Annotated in this window: 14 protein-coding genes; all 14 read left to right on the top strand. The window is 64.1% G+C overall.

The annotated features are described in order from the left end of the window. A partial coding sequence (locus VFZ66_22035) for a GAF domain-containing protein (GenBank protein ID HEX6291881.1) occupies window positions 1-1,435 on the top strand: 1,435 nt, incomplete at its 5' end. Further along, a complete protein-coding gene (locus VFZ66_22030) occupies window positions 1,432-2,100 on the top strand; it encodes a response regulator transcription factor (protein ID HEX6291880.1) in 669 nt (222 codons plus the stop codon). The genes VFZ66_22035 and VFZ66_22030, both read left to right, overlap by 4 nt. Before the next feature lie 14 nt (window positions 2,101-2,114). Next, the gene (locus tag VFZ66_22025; GenBank protein ID HEX6291879.1) at window positions 2,115-2,774 is read left to right on the top strand and encodes an arabinan endo-1,5-alpha-L-arabinosidase; all 660 of its coding nucleotides are present in this window, start codon (window positions 2,115-2,117) and stop codon (window positions 2,772-2,774) included. 150 nt (window positions 2,775-2,924) lie between these two features. Then, window positions 2,925-4,877 (top strand): beta-L-arabinofuranosidase domain-containing protein, encoded by a 1,953-nt coding sequence (locus tag VFZ66_22020; GenBank protein ID HEX6291878.1) that lies wholly within the window; start codon window positions 2,925-2,927, stop codon window positions 4,875-4,877. Between the two features lie 325 nt (window positions 4,878-5,202). Beyond that, on the top strand, window positions 5,203-5,580 hold the full coding sequence (locus VFZ66_22015) for a response regulator transcription factor (protein ID HEX6291877.1): 378 nt from the start codon (window positions 5,203-5,205) through the stop codon (window positions 5,578-5,580). 262 nt (window positions 5,581-5,842) lie between these two features. Then, window positions 5,843-7,267, top strand: coding sequence for an extracellular solute-binding protein (locus VFZ66_22010; GenBank protein HEX6291876.1), 1,425 nt, complete (start codon window positions 5,843-5,845; stop codon window positions 7,265-7,267). Window positions 7,268-7,321: 54 nt separating this feature from the next. Continuing rightward, entirely contained in the window at window positions 7,322-8,254 is a 933-nt protein-coding gene (locus VFZ66_22005; protein HEX6291875.1) for a sugar ABC transporter permease, read from the top strand. 13 nt (window positions 8,255-8,267) lie between these two features. Then, a complete protein-coding gene (locus VFZ66_22000) occupies window positions 8,268-9,131 on the top strand; it encodes a carbohydrate ABC transporter permease (protein ID HEX6291874.1) in 864 nt (287 codons plus the stop codon). Between the two features lie 65 nt (window positions 9,132-9,196). Further along, a complete protein-coding gene (locus VFZ66_21995; GenBank protein ID HEX6291873.1) occupies window positions 9,197-10,729 on the top strand; it encodes an alpha-L-arabinofuranosidase C-terminal domain-containing protein in 1,533 nt (510 codons plus the stop codon). A 64-nt stretch (window positions 10,730-10,793) separates the two neighbouring features. After that, entirely contained in the window at window positions 10,794-11,156 is a 363-nt protein-coding gene (locus tag VFZ66_21990; GenBank protein HEX6291872.1) for a hypothetical protein, read from the top strand. Between the two features lie 242 nt (window positions 11,157-11,398). Next, the gene (locus tag VFZ66_21985) at window positions 11,399-13,036 is read left to right on the top strand and encodes an FGGY-family carbohydrate kinase (protein HEX6291871.1); all 1,638 of its coding nucleotides are present in this window, start codon (window positions 11,399-11,401) and stop codon (window positions 13,034-13,036) included. Between the two features lies 1 nt (window position 13,037). Then, on the top strand, window positions 13,038-13,682 hold the full coding sequence (locus VFZ66_21980) for an L-ribulose-5-phosphate 4-epimerase (GenBank protein ID HEX6291870.1): 645 nt from the start codon (window positions 13,038-13,040) through the stop codon (window positions 13,680-13,682). Between the two features lie 24 nt (window positions 13,683-13,706). Beyond that, entirely contained in the window at window positions 13,707-15,212 is a 1,506-nt protein-coding gene (gene araA / locus VFZ66_21975) for an L-arabinose isomerase (GenBank protein HEX6291869.1), read from the top strand. Between the two features lie 199 nt (window positions 15,213-15,411). Continuing rightward, on the top strand, window positions 15,412-16,611 hold the full coding sequence (gene tal, locus VFZ66_21970) for a transaldolase (protein HEX6291868.1): 1,200 nt from the start codon (window positions 15,412-15,414) through the stop codon (window positions 16,609-16,611). Window positions 16,612-16,673: the final 62 nt, after the last annotated feature.

The following is a 16,673-nucleotide window of genomic DNA, read 5'->3' as shown; positions in this document are numbered from 1 at the left end:
GCTGAGCGAGACGACGGTGCTTGTCGAGGACTGGCCGCGTGAAACTCGGTTCCCTCAGCCGCCGCTTCTGCGCGGCCACGGGGTCATATCCAGTCTGCGTACCACGATCCACGCGCCCAGTCGCCTCTTTGGTATCCTCGGTGCCGACAGCACCACATGCCGAGCGTTCACGCCTGACGACGCTGATCTGCTTCGGAGCGTCGCCAATCTGCTGGCGCTGTCGATCGATCGCGTGGAGGCGCAGCAGACGGTGGAGCAGCGCGTGCGCGAGCGGACACGTGCGATCGAACGTCGGCATCAGGTTGCCGCAAGCCTGCGCGAGATCCTGACGATCCTGAACTCGAACCACACGCTGGATGACCTTCTGGACCAGCTCAGCGCGCAGGCATGTCGACTCCTCGGCGCTGCTGCCGGTGCGATCTATCGTCTCGACAGCCACGCGGCGATGCTCAATATTCGCGGCGTGTATGGTCTGCCTCCCAGTGACGGGGCGCTGAACCTGCCCGTTGCCTGGGGCGTTGCCGGCCAGGCCGTGCGCGAACGCCAGCCAGCCGCGATCTCCGACACACGGGTCCTCCTTTCTGGTCAGGACCACCGGGCGCCTGCGCCCCACGGGGAGGCGCGCCTGACCATGCTAGCCAATCGCTACCGTGCGCAGCTGGTGGTGCCGCTGATCATCAAAGCTGATGTCTACGGTGCTCTCGTGCTCTACTACGGCGAGCCGAGGACATTCTCCGACGAGGACGTGCAACTGGCAGTGGCGTTCAGCGATCAGGCCGTGCTTGCTATCGAGAATGCTCGCCTGATCGTCGCAGCCCAGGGCAAGGCCATTCTGCAAGAGCGCCAGCGCCTCGCCCGTGATCTCCACGATTCCGTAGCCCAAGCTTTGTATAGTGTGATCCTGCATGCCGAGGCGGCGACACGGGTGCTGCCTCTGGGAGATGATGCGACCGTCGCCGACTATCTCCGAGAGATGCAGACGACAGCTCAGGATGCCCTGGCGGAGATGCGTCTCCTGATCTTTGAGCTCCGTCCAACGGTCTTAGATCAGGAGGGATTGGTGGCCGCCCTCGCAGCCCGTCTGGAAGCGGTGGAAGAGCGGGCCAACCTGCAAACCGAGTTTACCGTAGCAGGCGTGGGTCGGCTGCCTCCCGTTGTCGAGCAGGCGGTGTATCGGATCGCCCAGGAGGCGCTGAACAATGTGCTCAAGCATGCCCACGCCACGCGCATTTGCGTGGCGCTGCGGCAGGAGCCGACCTGCATCATGCTTGAGATTATCGATGACGGGGTCGGATTCGATCCGGTTTCGGCTCGCACAAGGGGTGGGTGGGGCCTGCGCGGAATCGAGGAGCGCGTGGCCCAACACGGAGGTCGATTGACCCTGCACAGCGCACCAGGAGGCGGGACGCAGGTACGGGTGGAGATTGGAATATGAGTACTGCAATCCACGTGCTCGTCGTTGACGATCACGTCGTCGTCCGCAAAGGCATCCGCGCCTTGCTCGCAACCGAGCCGGACATTAAGGTGGTGGGCGAAGCCTCCGACGGCGAGGAGGCCATCGCGGAAGCGAACCGGCTGCGGCCTCACGTGATCCTGATGGATATCGTGATGCCGCACATGGACGGGATCGAAGCGATTCAGCGCATCCTCGCCAGCCAGCCTGAGGCCGGCATCCTGGTCCTGACCAGCTACGACGCCGAGGATAAGGTCTTTCCGGCCATCAAAGCCGGTGCGCTGGGCTATACCTTGAAGGACTCCGGACCGGCGGAGCTGGTCCGCGCGATCCATCGGGTCCACCGTGGCGAGTCATCGCTCCATCCGTCGATCGCCCGAAAAGTGCTCCACGAGCTGGCGCACCCTTCGGAGCGTCCACCGACCTCAGATCCGCTGACCGAGCGCGAGGTGGATGTGCTGCGTTTGGTGGCGCATGGACAGAGCGACCAGCAGATTGCCGCCGTGCTGACGATCAGCGAGGCCACCGTGCGCAAGCATGTGAGCAACATCAGGAGCAAGCTGCACCTCGCCAGCCGCACGCAGGCGGCGCTGTATGCCTTGCGCGAGGGCCTGACATCGCTCGACGATAAGGATACGGCAGCGTAGATCGGAGGGATGTGATGGGGCATCACCGAGGGTCGCTGTTGCGCGTCCTGCTGCTCGCGATCGTGGCGCTGCCGTCATGTGCCTCGGATCGGCGCGCGGCGACTGTCCCAGCCCCCGCCGTGCTTGCGGGCGATATTCGGACGCATGATCCGGGCATGATCCGGCAGGACACCACGTACTATGTGTTCTCCACCGGCGATGAGCGCGGCCTCAACCAGGGCAACATCCAGATCCGCACGTCACGCGATCTCGCGACGTGGGGCTTGATCGGCACCGTTTTCGACACCATCCCCTCCTGGATCACTACCGAGCTTGGCAGTACGCCGCCGAACCTCTGGGCACCGGATATTTCGCACGTCAACGGCAGATACTATCTGTACTATGTCGGCTCGCGCTCTGGCTCGAATAACTCCGTGATCGGCCTTGCTACCAACGTAACGCTCGATCCGGCGAGTCCCGACTATCGCTGGGTGGATCAGGGCATGGTGATCCGCTCGCGGCCATCCAACACCTGGAACGCGATCGACCCGGCCCTGGCCTTCGATGCCGACGGCGCGCCCTGGCTGGCCTGGGGATCGTTCTGGAGCGGAATCAAAATGTACCGCATCGATCCAAAGACCGGCAAGCTGGCGTCCGAGGAATCGAGCGACGGACGTGTACCGGCGAGCAGATGACCGGCGCTATCGGGGTGCAACGATCGAGATTTAACCGATGCGTACGGAGAACGGGCAAACGTTTGTGACGGTGTTCGAGACGCGCGGGACGTAAGACTCCCGTGCGTCGGCCTGGCTGCCTGCTTTGGTTCGGGCGAGAAGGAGCGATCTATGACACGCACGCAGCGGAGGAATACAGCGGGGCCGCCCGCATTATCCCCTGTGGCCCACACGGAGGTAGTCATCGATGATGCGTTTTGGGCACCACGACAGCGCATCAATCGCGAGCAGACCATTCCTCACATCTATGAGCAGTGTCGGCGCACCGGTCGGCTCGATGCGCTGCGTGGGGTCTGGAGCCCGGAGGTTGTACGGGGTGGCGTCGGAGGCAGCAACATTCCCGTGCTGTTCTGGGACTCCGATGTTGCGAAGTGGATCGAGGCGGCCAGCTACAGCCTGGCAACCCATCCCGACCCGCAGCTTGAGGCACAGGTGGATCAGGTGATTGCGGCGGTGGCGCAGGGCCAGCAGCCGGACGGCTACCTCAATAGCTGGTTCGGCGTTGTCGAGCCGGAAAAGCGCTGGACCAATCTGCGCGATTGGCACGAGCTGTACGATGCCGGCCATCTGATCGAGGCAGGTGTGGCGCACACTCAGGCCACGGGTAGGTATACGCTGCTCGACGTGGTTCGCCGCTATGCCGATTACATCGACTCGGTGTTTGGTCCTGAGGAGGGCAAGCGGCAGGGCTACTGCGGACACCCGGAGATCGAGCTGGCGCTGGTGCGGCTGTATCGCGCCACCGGCGAGCAGCGCTACCTGAATCTCGCGCGCTACTTCGTGGACGAGCGCGGTCGCCAGCCGCACTACTTCGACCAGGAGGCCCGCGCGCGCGGCGAGGACCCGGCGCAGTTCTGGGCGCGCACGCATGAGTACAGCCAGTCGCACTGCCCGGTGCGCGAGCAGGACGAGGTCGTCGGGCATGCCGTGCGTGCCGCCTACCTCTACAGTGCTATGGCTGACCTGGCCGCCGAGGATGGCGACCGTGACCTGCTGGCGGCGTGCCGCCGCCTGTGGCGGCACCTCACGACGAGGCGCATGTACGTCATGGGTGGGATCGGCTCCTCGAAGCAGAACGAGGGCTTCACCAACGACTACGATCTGCCGAACGAGAGCGCCTACGCCGAAACCTGTGCCGGGATCGCGCTGGTGTTTTGGGCGCAGCGCATGCTCCAGATCGATCTCGACCGGCGGTATGCCGATGTCATGGAGCTGGTGCTGTACAATGCCGTGCTGAGCGGCGTCTCAATGGATGGCAGGCACTTCTTCTACGATAATCCCCTGGCGAGCGACGGCACTCATCATCGTGCGGAGTGGTTTGGCTGCCCCTGCTGTCCGCCGAATCTGGCACGGCTCGTCGCCTCGCTTGGCGGCTACATCTACGCGCAGGGCGATGGCGAGGCGGTGGTGCATCTGTATGTGCAGAGCGAGGCGCGGCTCCGCATCGGCGAGCAGGCGGTGACGCTGCGCCAGACGACGAACTACCCTTGGGATGGCGCGGTGACGATCCGTGTCGGCCTCGCCGGGCCGAGGACCTTCGGCCTCCGCCTCCGCGTTCCAGCCTGGTGCCGCACACCACGCATCTCGATCAACGGCGTTGCGGTCGAGGTGGCAGACATGGCGCAGGGCGGGTACGCGTACGTCCACCGGACCTGGCAAGACTGTGACGAGGTGGCCCTGGATCTGCCGATGGAGGTCGAGCGGCTGTACGCGCATCCCGATGTGCGCGCCGACGCAGGCAGTGTCGCGCTGCGGCGTGGCCCGATCGTGTACTGCCTGGAGCAGGCGGACCACCGGGTGCCGCTGCACCGCCTCCTGCTGCCCGGGCAGGCCGAGTGCATCGCCCGCTTCGACGCTGAGCAGCTTGGCGGGGTGGTGATTCTGGAAGCACCCGGCGCTGCGCTCTCGGACGCCGGGTGGGACGCTACTCTCTACCGAGCTACCCCACCGGAGACTGAGCCGTGCGCCATCCACGCCATCCCCTACGTTGCGTGGGACCACCGCGCCGCCGGTCCGATGACGGTCTGGGTCCGCGAGCTCCACAGTAACCCGGAAACCTCGTGACCTGCGGGGCAGGACAATGCGTGAAGGGCCAGTCGCCGAACCGGTAGCCAGATCTGGTTCGGCGACTGGCATGCTGGCCTGGAGCACAGAGAGCGCTGGAGGCGCGTCGGCAGCCAGGAGCGGTGCGAGAGCCAGCGCTGGCCGCTGGGCACGCGCCGACCATACGCAATTCGTGTAGCTCCACTACACAGATGTGCATCCAACAATAGTCAAAAAGTGGTAGTTTTGCGTATGCCCCATTCACGCGCTGCTGACGACAAGGTCTTCCCCGCCTGTCATACTTGCGTGACGATGGGCGCAGTGCGCGTGAGGCAAAGGTACCACGATGGCACAACCTATCCGGCTGCTCATTACCGACGACAGCGTGCGTGCCCGGCATGGATTGCGCGCCCTGCTGTCCACCTCGCCTGAGGTTGAGGTGGTGGGTGAGGCGACGAACGGCGAGGAAGCTGTGTGCCTGGTGGCGGAGTTCCATCCCGATGTCGTGCTGATGGACGTGCAGATGCCGCTGATGGATGGCGTGGAAGCTACCCGACGCATCAAGCGCCTGTGGCCCGAAGTCCAGGTGATCGTCCTGACGATCTATGCCGAGCAGCAGGCGGCGGCGCTGACAGCCGGAGCGGATAGCTTCGTGATTAAAGGGGGCGCACCAGAGCAGTTGTTGGCAGCATTGGGTGTGTTTGGCGCAGTTGGTAAGCGATAGCGCGGCTTAAGCCCGGCGCTATCTCGCCGTAGAACGAGGTGATGAAGGCCGATCAGCCGGAGCAGAAGACCGGTGGACGCGCACGACACGTCCACGGCTACCCACGACGATACGGAGCTTGAGTCGCACGCTCACGATGGGCGTCGCCATAGGTGATCCGACGATGGCGGCGAACGTCCACGATCCACGTTCTCGATGTCCCAGATCCCAGGGTCGAGATCGACTGGAGCCTGTCTGGTAATGGATACAGAGGAGTAGTGCCATGACATCTCATCGTGACCCACACGTCATCAGCCGACGCCGGTTTCTCAGCGCCACCGCCGCCGGCCTCAGCAGCCTTGCGCTTGCCGCCTGCGGCGCGGGGACCAGCGAAGCACCTGCCGGCGCAACAACCGGCGCGGAAGCCGGAGCAGCAGTACCCGAAGCCTCACCGACCGAAGCGCCAACGCCAACTCCCGTGGTGCTTGGCACGGGTAATCGGAAAGTGACCTTCTGGCATGGTCTTGGCGGGCCGGACGGCGCCACGCTGGTCAAAATGCTCCAGCAATACTCCCAGGAACATCCAGACGTGACGATCAGCTCGGAAACCTATGCCTGGGATCTGCTGTACCAGAAATTGCCCACCGCGACTGCCGCCGGAACACCCCCGCACCTGGCGATCTTTCACAGCTGGGCCATGCAGCAGTTTGCGGCGCAAGGTCTGCTCCAGGATGCCGATACCCTCTTCTTCGGGCCGGGGCTGATTGCCAAGGACGATTTCAACCAGGGCCTACTTCAGACGATCTCAGCCGACGGCAAGGTGCTGGGCATTCCCTTTGACAATCATGGGTTCCTGAATTTCATCAACACCAAAATCATCACGGACGCGGGACTCGACCCCAAGAATCTGCCGAAGAACGGGACCGAATTCATCGAGTGGGCGCAGAAGATCGTGGTCGACGAGAGCGGCAAGCATCCGAACGAGGAGGGCTTTGCCGCCGACCGCGTGAAGATCTGGGCGACGCATACCGGGTGGCAGCGCTACAGTGTCGTCTCGACGATCTGGCAGTTCGGGGGCGGGATTATCAGCGATGACGGCAAGACGTCGCTGCTGAACGATCCGAAAACCATCGCCGCCGTGCAATACTGGCACGATCTGATCTTCAAGCATCATGTGGTCCCTGCCCCGGTCGCCGGTCTTCCCTTCGAGTGGGATATGTTTAAGGACTCGCTTGCGCTGATGTGGAATGGCGGCTGGCAGCTCAATTTCTTCAACGATAATCCAGAGGCCGCCGAGGTGATGCAGCCGGGCTACCTCAACTCGTTCGCGCCGGATGGCAGCCAGGCCACCCGCTTCGACGCGCATACGATGGTCGTGCCGATGGGCGTCGAGGGCGACGATCTCGAAGCAGCCAAGGATCTGATCGTGTGGCTCTCCAACAACGGCGCAACATGGGCCACCTCCGGCCAGGTACCCGCACGGCTTTCGGTCCAGCAGCAGCCCGACGTGCAGAATATCCCGGTGGTGAAGACCGCAGCGGCGGAGTTTAACGAGATCGGGCGCAACGGTCCGTCGCATCCCGCGATCAACGAGATCGTCGTCGCCTACGAGACGGCGATCAGCTCGGCGCTGTCGGGCCTGATGCCTGCGGATCAGGCGATGAACGAGGCGCATACCGCTGTCCAGTCGATCCTTGACCGAGGCTAGCGGTTGTGGGGTGTGTGGGGATACGCCGCGCGCCCATCGTGAAAGGAAGCGGATATGGCTACCTCGACACCGGCGCAGCGCGACATGGCACGGCAGGTTGAGCGTACGCCGCGCACACGCGAGCTACGCAAGCAGCTTCCGAACTATCTGTTTATCCTGCCGCATCTCATCTTCTTCTCGGTCTTTCTGCTCTGGCCGATCTTCTTTGGCCTGCGTATGAGCTTTTACGACTGGAAGATCATGGCGCGGACGCAGCAATGGATCGGCTTCGATAACTACATCGGCCTCTGGAGCGATCCCCTGTGGTGGAAGACGCTGGGCAACACGGTCTATTTCGCGCTGCTCACGATGGCGGCGATCATGGTCGTGTCGCTTGCCGCCGCGGTCGCCGTCAAACAAGAGGTCCGTGGCCGCCACCTCTTTCGGACGCTGTTCTACCTGCCTGTGCTGCTGTCGGTTTCGGCGATGGCGCTGGTGTTGCAGCGCTCCTTCGACCCGCAGCGGGGACTCCTGAACTACTACATCACCGACGTGTTCAACGGGCCGCGCATCAACTGGCTGGGCGATCCGCAGCTCGTGATTCCCTCGCTGACCCTTGCCACGGTCTGGTGGCAGTTCGGCGTGCCGATGCTGACGTTCCTCGCGGGATTGCAAGGCATTCCCGAATCGCTCTACGAGGCTGCCAAGATCGACGGTGCCAACGCCCGCCAGTCGTTTTTCCGCATCACGCTGCCGCTGCTCAAGCCGACGCTGCTGTTCGTCGGCGTCACGCAGTTCATCGGCCAGATGCAGATGTTTGGTCAGTCCTTGATTATGACCGGCGGCGGGCCGGGCAACGAGTCCAAGACGGTCATGTTCTATCTGTATCAGACGGCGTGGTCGTTCTTCCGCATGGGCTACGCCTCAGCGATGGCGGTGGTCCTTGCGCTGATTATGGTGGTGGTCACACTGATCCAGTTCAGGCTCTTGCGCCAGGAAGCAGACTAGAAGGAGAGAGGCAATGGCAGCGTTGACACGTGGGCTCAGCCGACCACAGCGCTTTTCCGTGGGCACCGCCCTGCTCTACATCGGGCTGGTCATCGGCTCGGTCCTGACGCTCATGCCGATCGTGTACATGTATACGCGCGCGTTTATGCCGGAGGCGGAGCAGATGACGTGGCCGATCCAGTGGATTCCGCTGAATCCGACGATCGACAACTTCCGCAGGATTTTGAGCGATCCCACCTTGCCGGTCTTCCGCTGGCTGCTCAACAGCATCTTTGTGTCGACCGCCGTCACGGCGCTTGTGCTCTTTATGTGCTCGCTGACGGCCTATGGCTACGCCCGGCTGCACTTCCCAGGCCGGGATATTATTTTCTTCGTCCTGCTCACCAGCCTGATGGTTCCTGGCGCGGTGACGTTCATCCCGAATTTCTTGCTGATGCGGAACCTTCGATGGCTCGACAGCTACAACGCGCTGATCTGGCTGCATGGCGCGAACGTGTTCGGCGTGTTCCTGCTGCGGCAGCACTTCTTGAGTATCCCGAAGGAGCTTGAGGAGGCCGCGATCGTCGACGGCGCGGGGCGCTTCCGTATCTACTGGCAGATTGCCTTGCCGCTGGTCAAGTCGGCGATGGTGGCGCTGGGCATCTTCACCTTCCTTGGTAACTGGAACGACCTGTTATGGCCGCTGGTGGTGATGAGCGATCGCACCCGGCTGACGCTGCCGGTCGGCCTGCAAGTGCTGGGCGGCGGCAACTACGTCCAGCGCGGGATCACGCTGGCGGCGGCGGCGCTCGCAACCACGCCGCCGCTGCTCCTGTACGCGATCTTCCAGCGGCGCATCGTCGCGGGGATCACGCTGACCGGGATGGGCGGGCGGTAAGGCACGCGCGGCGATGATCGCCGCTGCCGGATCACGCGGAAGATGAGGAGAGGACGAGGAGACTCATGCACGCAACAACCCTGACGATTCGGGCCGACGCGCCGATCGGAACGATCTCACCACGGCTCTACGGCCATTTCGCCGAGCATCTGGGACGATGCTGCTACGAGGGGCTGTGGGTCGGCCCCGGCGAGCGAGCAATCCCGCACCAGGATGGCTTTCGCGCCGACGTGCTGGACGCGCTGCGGGCGCTGCCGGTCCCCCTCTTGCGCTGGCCGGGCGGCTGCTACGCCGACCACTACCACTGGCGCGACGGGATTGGTCCCGCCGAGCAGCGTCCGATTCGCCTCGGCATGTCCTGCGGCCTCCAGGTCGAAGACGACAACAGCCTGGGGACGCACGAGTTTCTACGGCTGTGTACGCTGCTGGGTGCCGAGCCGTATCTGGCGGGGAATGTCGGCAGCGGCACGCCGCAGGAGCTATGCGACTGGGTGGAGTACTGCAACAGCGCGGTGCGGACGACGCTGGCGCGCGAGCGCGCGGCCAATGGGTCGCGCGCGCCATTCGGCGTCAAGCTCTGGGGTGTCGGCAACGAGAGCTGGGGCTGCGGCGGCAACTACGATGCCGTCAGCTACGCCCACGAGTACCGGCGCTACGCCACGATGCTACGGCATGTCGACGAGAACACCGAGCTGGTTGCCTGCGGCCTCGAAGACCCCAACCTTTTTGCTTCGGGCCATGAGGCCGACTGGAATGCCAGGCTGCTTGCAGCGCTGGGCAAGAACATCGATCTGGTCGACCATCTCGCGATCCACTATTACTGGATCACGGGCGGGCCTGAAACCGAGTTCAGCGAGGAGGAGTACTATCGCCTGCTGGACGAGGCGGAGCAGACCGAGCGCCTGGTCCAGCGCACCGCCGCGACGATTCAGGAGGCCACCGCTACGTACCAGCGCCCGGGCAAGCAGCATCGCATCGGGATTGCGCTGGACGAGTGGGGCGTCTGGCATCCCGAAGCGCGCCCGTGGGGACCGCGCGGCCAGGTCGCCTGCCGCGCGCCGATCACCTACGAGCAGGCAAACACGCTGCGCGACGCGCTGGCCGCAGGCGTTGCGCTGGAGGGCTTCCACCGTCAATGCGGCGTGCTGACGCTGGCGAACCTGGCGCAGATCGTCAACGTGCTCCAGGCGGTGGTGATGACCGAGGGACCGGAGATGTGGCTGACGCCGACGTATCATGTGCTGCGGCTGCACCGGCCCCACCTGGGCGCAACCGCGCTTCCTGTTGACATAACGCAGGGCGACAGCCTGCCGGGTGGGTCGCCCGCCGTGAGCGCCACGGCCTCCCGGCAGGATACCGGCGTTGCCGTGACGATCATCAATCGCCACTGGGATCAGCCTGCCGACGTGCGGATCGTCGGCGGCAGCGGCCAGGCAAGCGCTGAGATTCTGACGGCGGATCGTCCCAGCGCGGTGAACAGCGCGCGCGATCCGAGCCGGGTTGCCCCGGCGGCGCTCACGGTCCAGCGCGACGGGAACGCCTATCGCGTGGAGCTGCCGCCGCATGCCCTTGCGACGATGGTGCTCCGTGGGAGGTAGCGGAGATGGAGCAGGGCTGTGCCACAGACATAAGCAGGAGCAACATTGCGCAAGGAGGCTGGCTATGGCAGTTCCTATCGGCGTGGCCGAGGCGGCGGCGGTACTGCAAGATCACTTCGGCGCACGGCTTGAGGCCGACTACGACGACGGTCGCCATGAGATGGTCGACGCGCTCCGGCAGCATTTCCGCATTTCCGCTCGTGAGGCCAGGAGGCTGGTCGACGAGCTGGAGCACGCGCGCACGATCCGCTGGCGACCGGGATCGCGTGCAAACACCGCCCTCGGCGAGCCCTCGAATGCGCTCGGCGGCATCGGGGCCGGCACGGGCATGAGCGGTACGGCATCGCCGGCGGCACTGGGTGGTATGGGGGAGCATCTCGTCCCGATGCATCCTGGGAGCTACTGGCAGCTTGAGCCACCCGACTAACCCGTCACGCGGGATCGCTACGCGAGCGGCGGGATCGACGACCGCCTGCCGGGCACCGACATTCGCCTGGAACCCGATGGCATGCCGCCCACCACGGCGGATGGAACGCCGCGCTGCTTCCTGCCGCCGTGGCGCACCCATGCAGCGCGCTGACGAACGTGTGCGCCATGACCATCAAGGAGCAGGCACTACCACGGCCTGAGCATCGGTTCTAGCGAGGCTCAGGCAGGCTGGAGACGAACATGGATCGAAACGATGCCCAACGAGCACTTGAGCGCGGCACGACCGTACTTGGCATCGAGCTGGGATCGACGCGCATCAAAGCGGTGCTGATCGACGAGCAGCATACGCCGATCGCTTCAGGAAGCTATGCCTGGGAAAACCGATACGAAAGCGGCGTCTGGACCTACCAGCTCGAAGATGTTTGGACGGGCGTGCAGGAAAGCTACCGGAAGCTCAGCGCCGAGGTCCGCGAGCGGTATGCCATCCCCATCCCGCACACAGCCATCGGCGCCATCGGCTTCAGCGCTATGATGCATGGCTATATGGCATTCGATCGCCGTGGGACGCTCCTCGTCCCGTTTCGGACTTGGCGCAACACCATGACAGGACCGGCTTCGGAAGAGCTCACCGAGCTGTTCCAATTCAACGTTCCGCAGCGCTGGAGCATTGCCCATCTCTACCAGGCGATCATGAACAAGGAGCCCCACGTCGGGGATATTCATTATCTGACCACGCTGGCTGGCTATGTCCATTGGAAGCTGACGGGGCACACGGTGGTGGGCGTCGGCGAAGCTTCGGGCATGTTCCCCATCGATAGCACGATCAACGATTACGATGCGCGCATGATCGCGATCTTCAACGAGCGCCTCACGGCGGAAAAGATTGTGTGGAGAGTCCAGGACATCCTGCCGAACGTCCTTGTCGCTGGCGCTGCCGCTGGCGCGCTGACCGCGGAAGGCGCGCGATTGCTCGATCCCACCGGCCACCTGCGGGCGGGAATCCCGCTCTGCCCGCCAGAGGGCGACGCGGGCACCGGCATGGCCGCGACCAACAGCGTGGCCGAGCGCACGGGCAATGTCTCCGCCGGAACCTCCGTTTTTGCCATGATCGTGTTAGAGAAACCGCTGTCGAAGGTCTATCCCGAGATTGACCTGGTGACAACGCCCACCGGCAAGCCGGTCGCGATGGTCCATAGCAACAACTGCACATCCGATCTCAATGCCTGGGTTGACCTGTTCGGGGAATTCACGCAGGCGCTTGGGGTGGAGCTGAGCGAGGCTAGGCTGTTTGACCTGCTGTACACTACGGCGCTCGTCGGCGATGCGGATGGCGGCGGGCTGCTCGCCTACAACTACGTGTCGGGCGAGCATATCACGCACCTTGAAGCGGGTCGTCCATTGTTCGTCCGCACCCCGGACAGCCGCTTCACGCTGGCGAACTTCATGCGCGTGCATCTGTTCGCGGCACTCGGCGCACTGAAGATCGGGCTGGACATCCTCTTTACCCAGGAGCACGTGCAGATCGACCAGGTGGTCGGTCACGGCGGCTTCTTCAAGACCCCGGCCGTGGCGCAAACGATCATGGCCGCGGCGATGAAGGTCCCCGTTTCTGTTATGGAGACGGCAGGCGAGGGCGGCGCCTGGGGCATTGCCCTGCTTGCCGCCTATATGCTCCAGAAGGCACCCCATGAGTCCCTGGAAACCTATCTCGCCGATACGGTCTTTGCCGGAGAGCACGGCACGACGATCGCGCCCAATCCGGCGGATGTGGACGGCTTTACCGCGTTCATGGAGCGCTACACGCAGGGACTCAGCATCGAACGCGCCGCCGTGGATGCGCTGAGGGAGCAGAGCCACGATCAGCAAGCGAGGAAGTGATATGCTCGAACAACTCAAAGAACAGCTTTGGAAGCTGCACCTGGAGCTACCAAAAAACGGGCTGGTGAAATGGACCGGCGGCAATGTCAGCGCGCGCGATCCGGAGAGCGGGCTGGTGGTGATCAAGCCCAGTGGTGTGCTCTACGCGGACCTGCGCCCAGCGGATCATGTCGTGATCAACCTCCAGGGCGAGATCGTCGAGGGCCATCTCAAGCCCTCGTCGGACACCGCCAGCCATCTCTACATCTACCGGCAACGGCCCGATGTCAACGGCGTGGTGCATACCCACTCGGCCTATGCCACCGCCTTTGCCGCACTTGGCAAGCCGATCCCGGTGTATCTCACCGCGATTGCCGATGAGTTCGGCGGCCCGATCCCCTGCGCCGGTTTTGCGCTGATCGGCGGTGAGGAGATCGGCCAGCAGGTGGTCGCGCACATCGGCGACTCGGCGGCGGTGCTGCTGAAGAACCACGGGGTGTTCACGGTCGGGCCGACGGCTACGGCGGCGGTCAAGGCGGCGGTGATGGTCGAAGACGTTGCGAAGGCGGTCTGGCTGGCGCTGCAACTGGGCACGCCCGACGAGATTCCGGCTGAGGCTGTCGCGAAACTGCATGATCGGTATATGCATGTCTACGGTCAGCGATGACGTAGGGCAAAGGAGCAGTTGAGCATGATCGACCTCAAGCAATTCGAGGTGTGGCTTGTCACCGGCAGCCAGCACTTGTACGGCCCGGAGACGCTGGAGCAGGTGGCCGACCATTCGCGCGTGATCGCGCGGGCGCTGAACGACGCGGCGGCCATGCCGGTGCAGGTCGTCTTTAAGCCGGTGCTGACCACACCCGGCGAGATCTATCAGCTCGCCCTGGAGGCCAACGCCGCGCCGACCTGTGTCGGCCTGATCACCTGGATGCACACGTTCTCGCCGGCCAAGATGTGGATCGCGGGGCTGCGCGCGCTGCACAAGCCGTTCGCGCACCTGCATACGCAATATAACCGCGACCTTCCCTGGGCCGAGATCGACATGGACTTCATGAACCTGAACCAGTCGGCCCACGGCGACCGCGAGTTTGGCTTCATCGGCAGCCGGATGCGCCTGGAGCGCAAGGTGGTCGTCGGGCACTGGCAAGACGACGATGTGCAGCACAAGCTCGGCGTCTGGGCGCGCGCCGCGTGTGCCTGGCACGACGCGCAGGGCGCGCGCTTCTGCCGCTTCGGCGATAATATGCGCGAGGTGGCCGTGACCGAAGGCGATAAAGTCGAGGCGCAGATCCGGCTCGGCTATAGCGTCAACGGCTACGGGATCGGCGATCTGGTGGATGTCATGAGCCAGGTCGGCGACGACGAGGTGGATCGCCTGATCGGCGAGTATCTCGAAGCGTACGATGTGGCGGAGCCGCTGCGCCCAGGCGGTGATCGGCATCAGTCGCTCCGTGATGGTGCGCGGATCGAGGCGGCGCTGCGGCATTTTCTGCGGGACGGCAGGTTCAAAGGCTTTACTGACACGTTTGAGGATCTGCATGGCCTGCCGCAGCTGCCGGGCCTCGCCGTTCAGCGCCTGATGGCGGACGACTATGGCTTTGCCGGCGAGGGCGACTGGAAGACCGTCGCGCTCGTGCGGGCGATGAAGGTGCTGGCCGCCGGGCTGGAGGGCGGCACGTCCTTTATGGAAGACTATACGTACCACCTCGCGACGAGCGGCCACAAGGTGCTCGGCTCCCACATGCTCGAAGTCTGCCCGACGATCGCCGCCGACCGGCCCCGGCTGGAGGTCCATCCCCTGTCGATCGGCGGCAAGGCCGACCCCGTCCGGCTGGTCTTCGATTCGCAGACGGGAGCGGCGGTCAACGCCTCGATCATGGATATGGGCAATCGCTTCCGCATGGTCGTCAACGCCGTAGACGTGGTGCCCAAGGATGCGCCGCTGCCGAAGCTGCCGGTGGCCCGCGCGCTGTGGGTGCCGCAGCCCGACATGAAAACTGCGGCGACGGCCTGGATCTACGCCGGCGGCGCGCATCATACCGGCTTCAGCCTGGCATTGACCGCCGAGCATCTCGAAGACTTCGCGGCGATGGCCGGTATCGAGTTCCTGCTGATCGATCAGGACACCAGGATCTCGGCATTCAAGAACGAGCTGCGCTGGAACGATATGTACTATGCGCTGGCGAAAGGATTGTAGCCGGTGGCGACGCTCGCTGCCGGAACGCTGCAGCTTTCCCGGCCAGCCAACCCTGTACGCCGTCGCTGGCCGGTCACTTGAAGCTTTCGAGCCTGGGCTGGATCTACGATTTGACATCGGAAACCGTTGTCGCCGCGCCTCGCACGCTGGTGCCATCCAGCCGCGACCGAGCGCTCTAACGTCGTGTGGAGGGGCAATCATGTCCAAAAACCCATTGTTCGATCTGCGCAAGCGTGGTCAGAGCATCTGGTACGACAGCATCAGCCGGGGACTGATCGCATCCGGCCAGTTGCAGAAGCTGGTCGATGACTACGCCGTGGTTGGCGTGACCTCCAACCCGACCATCTTCGAGAAAGCCTTTGGCGGTAGTGCGGACTACGATGACGACATTCGTGCCCTGAGCGAGTCGGGCCTGCGCGCGCCGGAGATCTATGAGCGGCTGGCGACCGACGACATTCGTCGCGCATGCGATGTCCTGATGCCACTCTACGAAGCGACGCAGCACATCGACGGACAGGTGAGCATCGAGGTGAGTCCATGGCTCGCCCACGACACGCAGGAAACCGTGGCGGAAGCTCGCTGGCTATGGCGTACGGTGGGCAGGCCCAATCTGATGGTCAAAATCCCCGGTACCCAGGAAGGTATTCCAGCCGTCGAGCAGCTAATCTCTGAGGGGCTGAGTATCAACATCACGCTGCTCTTTGCGGTGTCAGTGTACGAGCAGGTGATCGATGCCTACCTCAAGGGGCTGGAGCGCCGGGTCGCGGAGGGTCAACCAATCGACCGGATTCACTCCGTCGCGAGCTTCTTCGTCAGCCGCGTCGACACGATGGTCGACAACGAGCTTGCGGCGCAGATCCAGGCGTCGGACGATGCGACCGAGCAGGCGCGGCTGCGTGGGCTCTTGGGCAAGGCGGCCATCGCTAACGCAAAGCTGGCCTATCAGGCGTTCAAGCGTGTCTTTGGACAGGAGATCCCCAATCCTCGTTGGGAGGCGCTCCGAGCGAAAGGTCCCAACCTCCAACGACCGCTGTGGGCCAGCACCAGCACGAAGAATCCGGCCTACCCCGATACGATGTATGTGGCGGAGCTGGTCGGACCCCATACCGTGAACACGGTGCCGGAGAGCGCACTGCTCGCGTTTGCCGATCACGGGGTGGTCCGTGGGACCACCGTCGAGGAGGACATCGGGCACGCGCAGCAGGTGGTGAGCGAGCTGGCGGACGTCGGCATCGATCTCCAGGAGATCACGGAGCGCCGACTGGTGGTGGAGGGGGTGCGATCGTTCACGGCTTCGTTCGACACGCTGCTCCATCAGTTGCGCACGAAGCGCGACACCATCCTGGCAGCGAGTCCAGGCGGGCAACACGTTGCGCTGGGTGCCGAACAACGCCGTTGAAACCTGAGATGGACCGTGCCTGTTACGGACAGGCGACCTGCGCCCCGCGCGCTCGATGGCCG

The organism is Herpetosiphonaceae bacterium, from assembly GCA_036374795.1.
Taxonomy (GTDB): Bacteria; Chloroflexota; Chloroflexia; order Chloroflexales; family Kallotenuaceae; genus LB3-1.
Note: the sequence above shows the minus strand (reverse complement) of the source record. Positions and strands in the feature narration are given on the sequence as shown.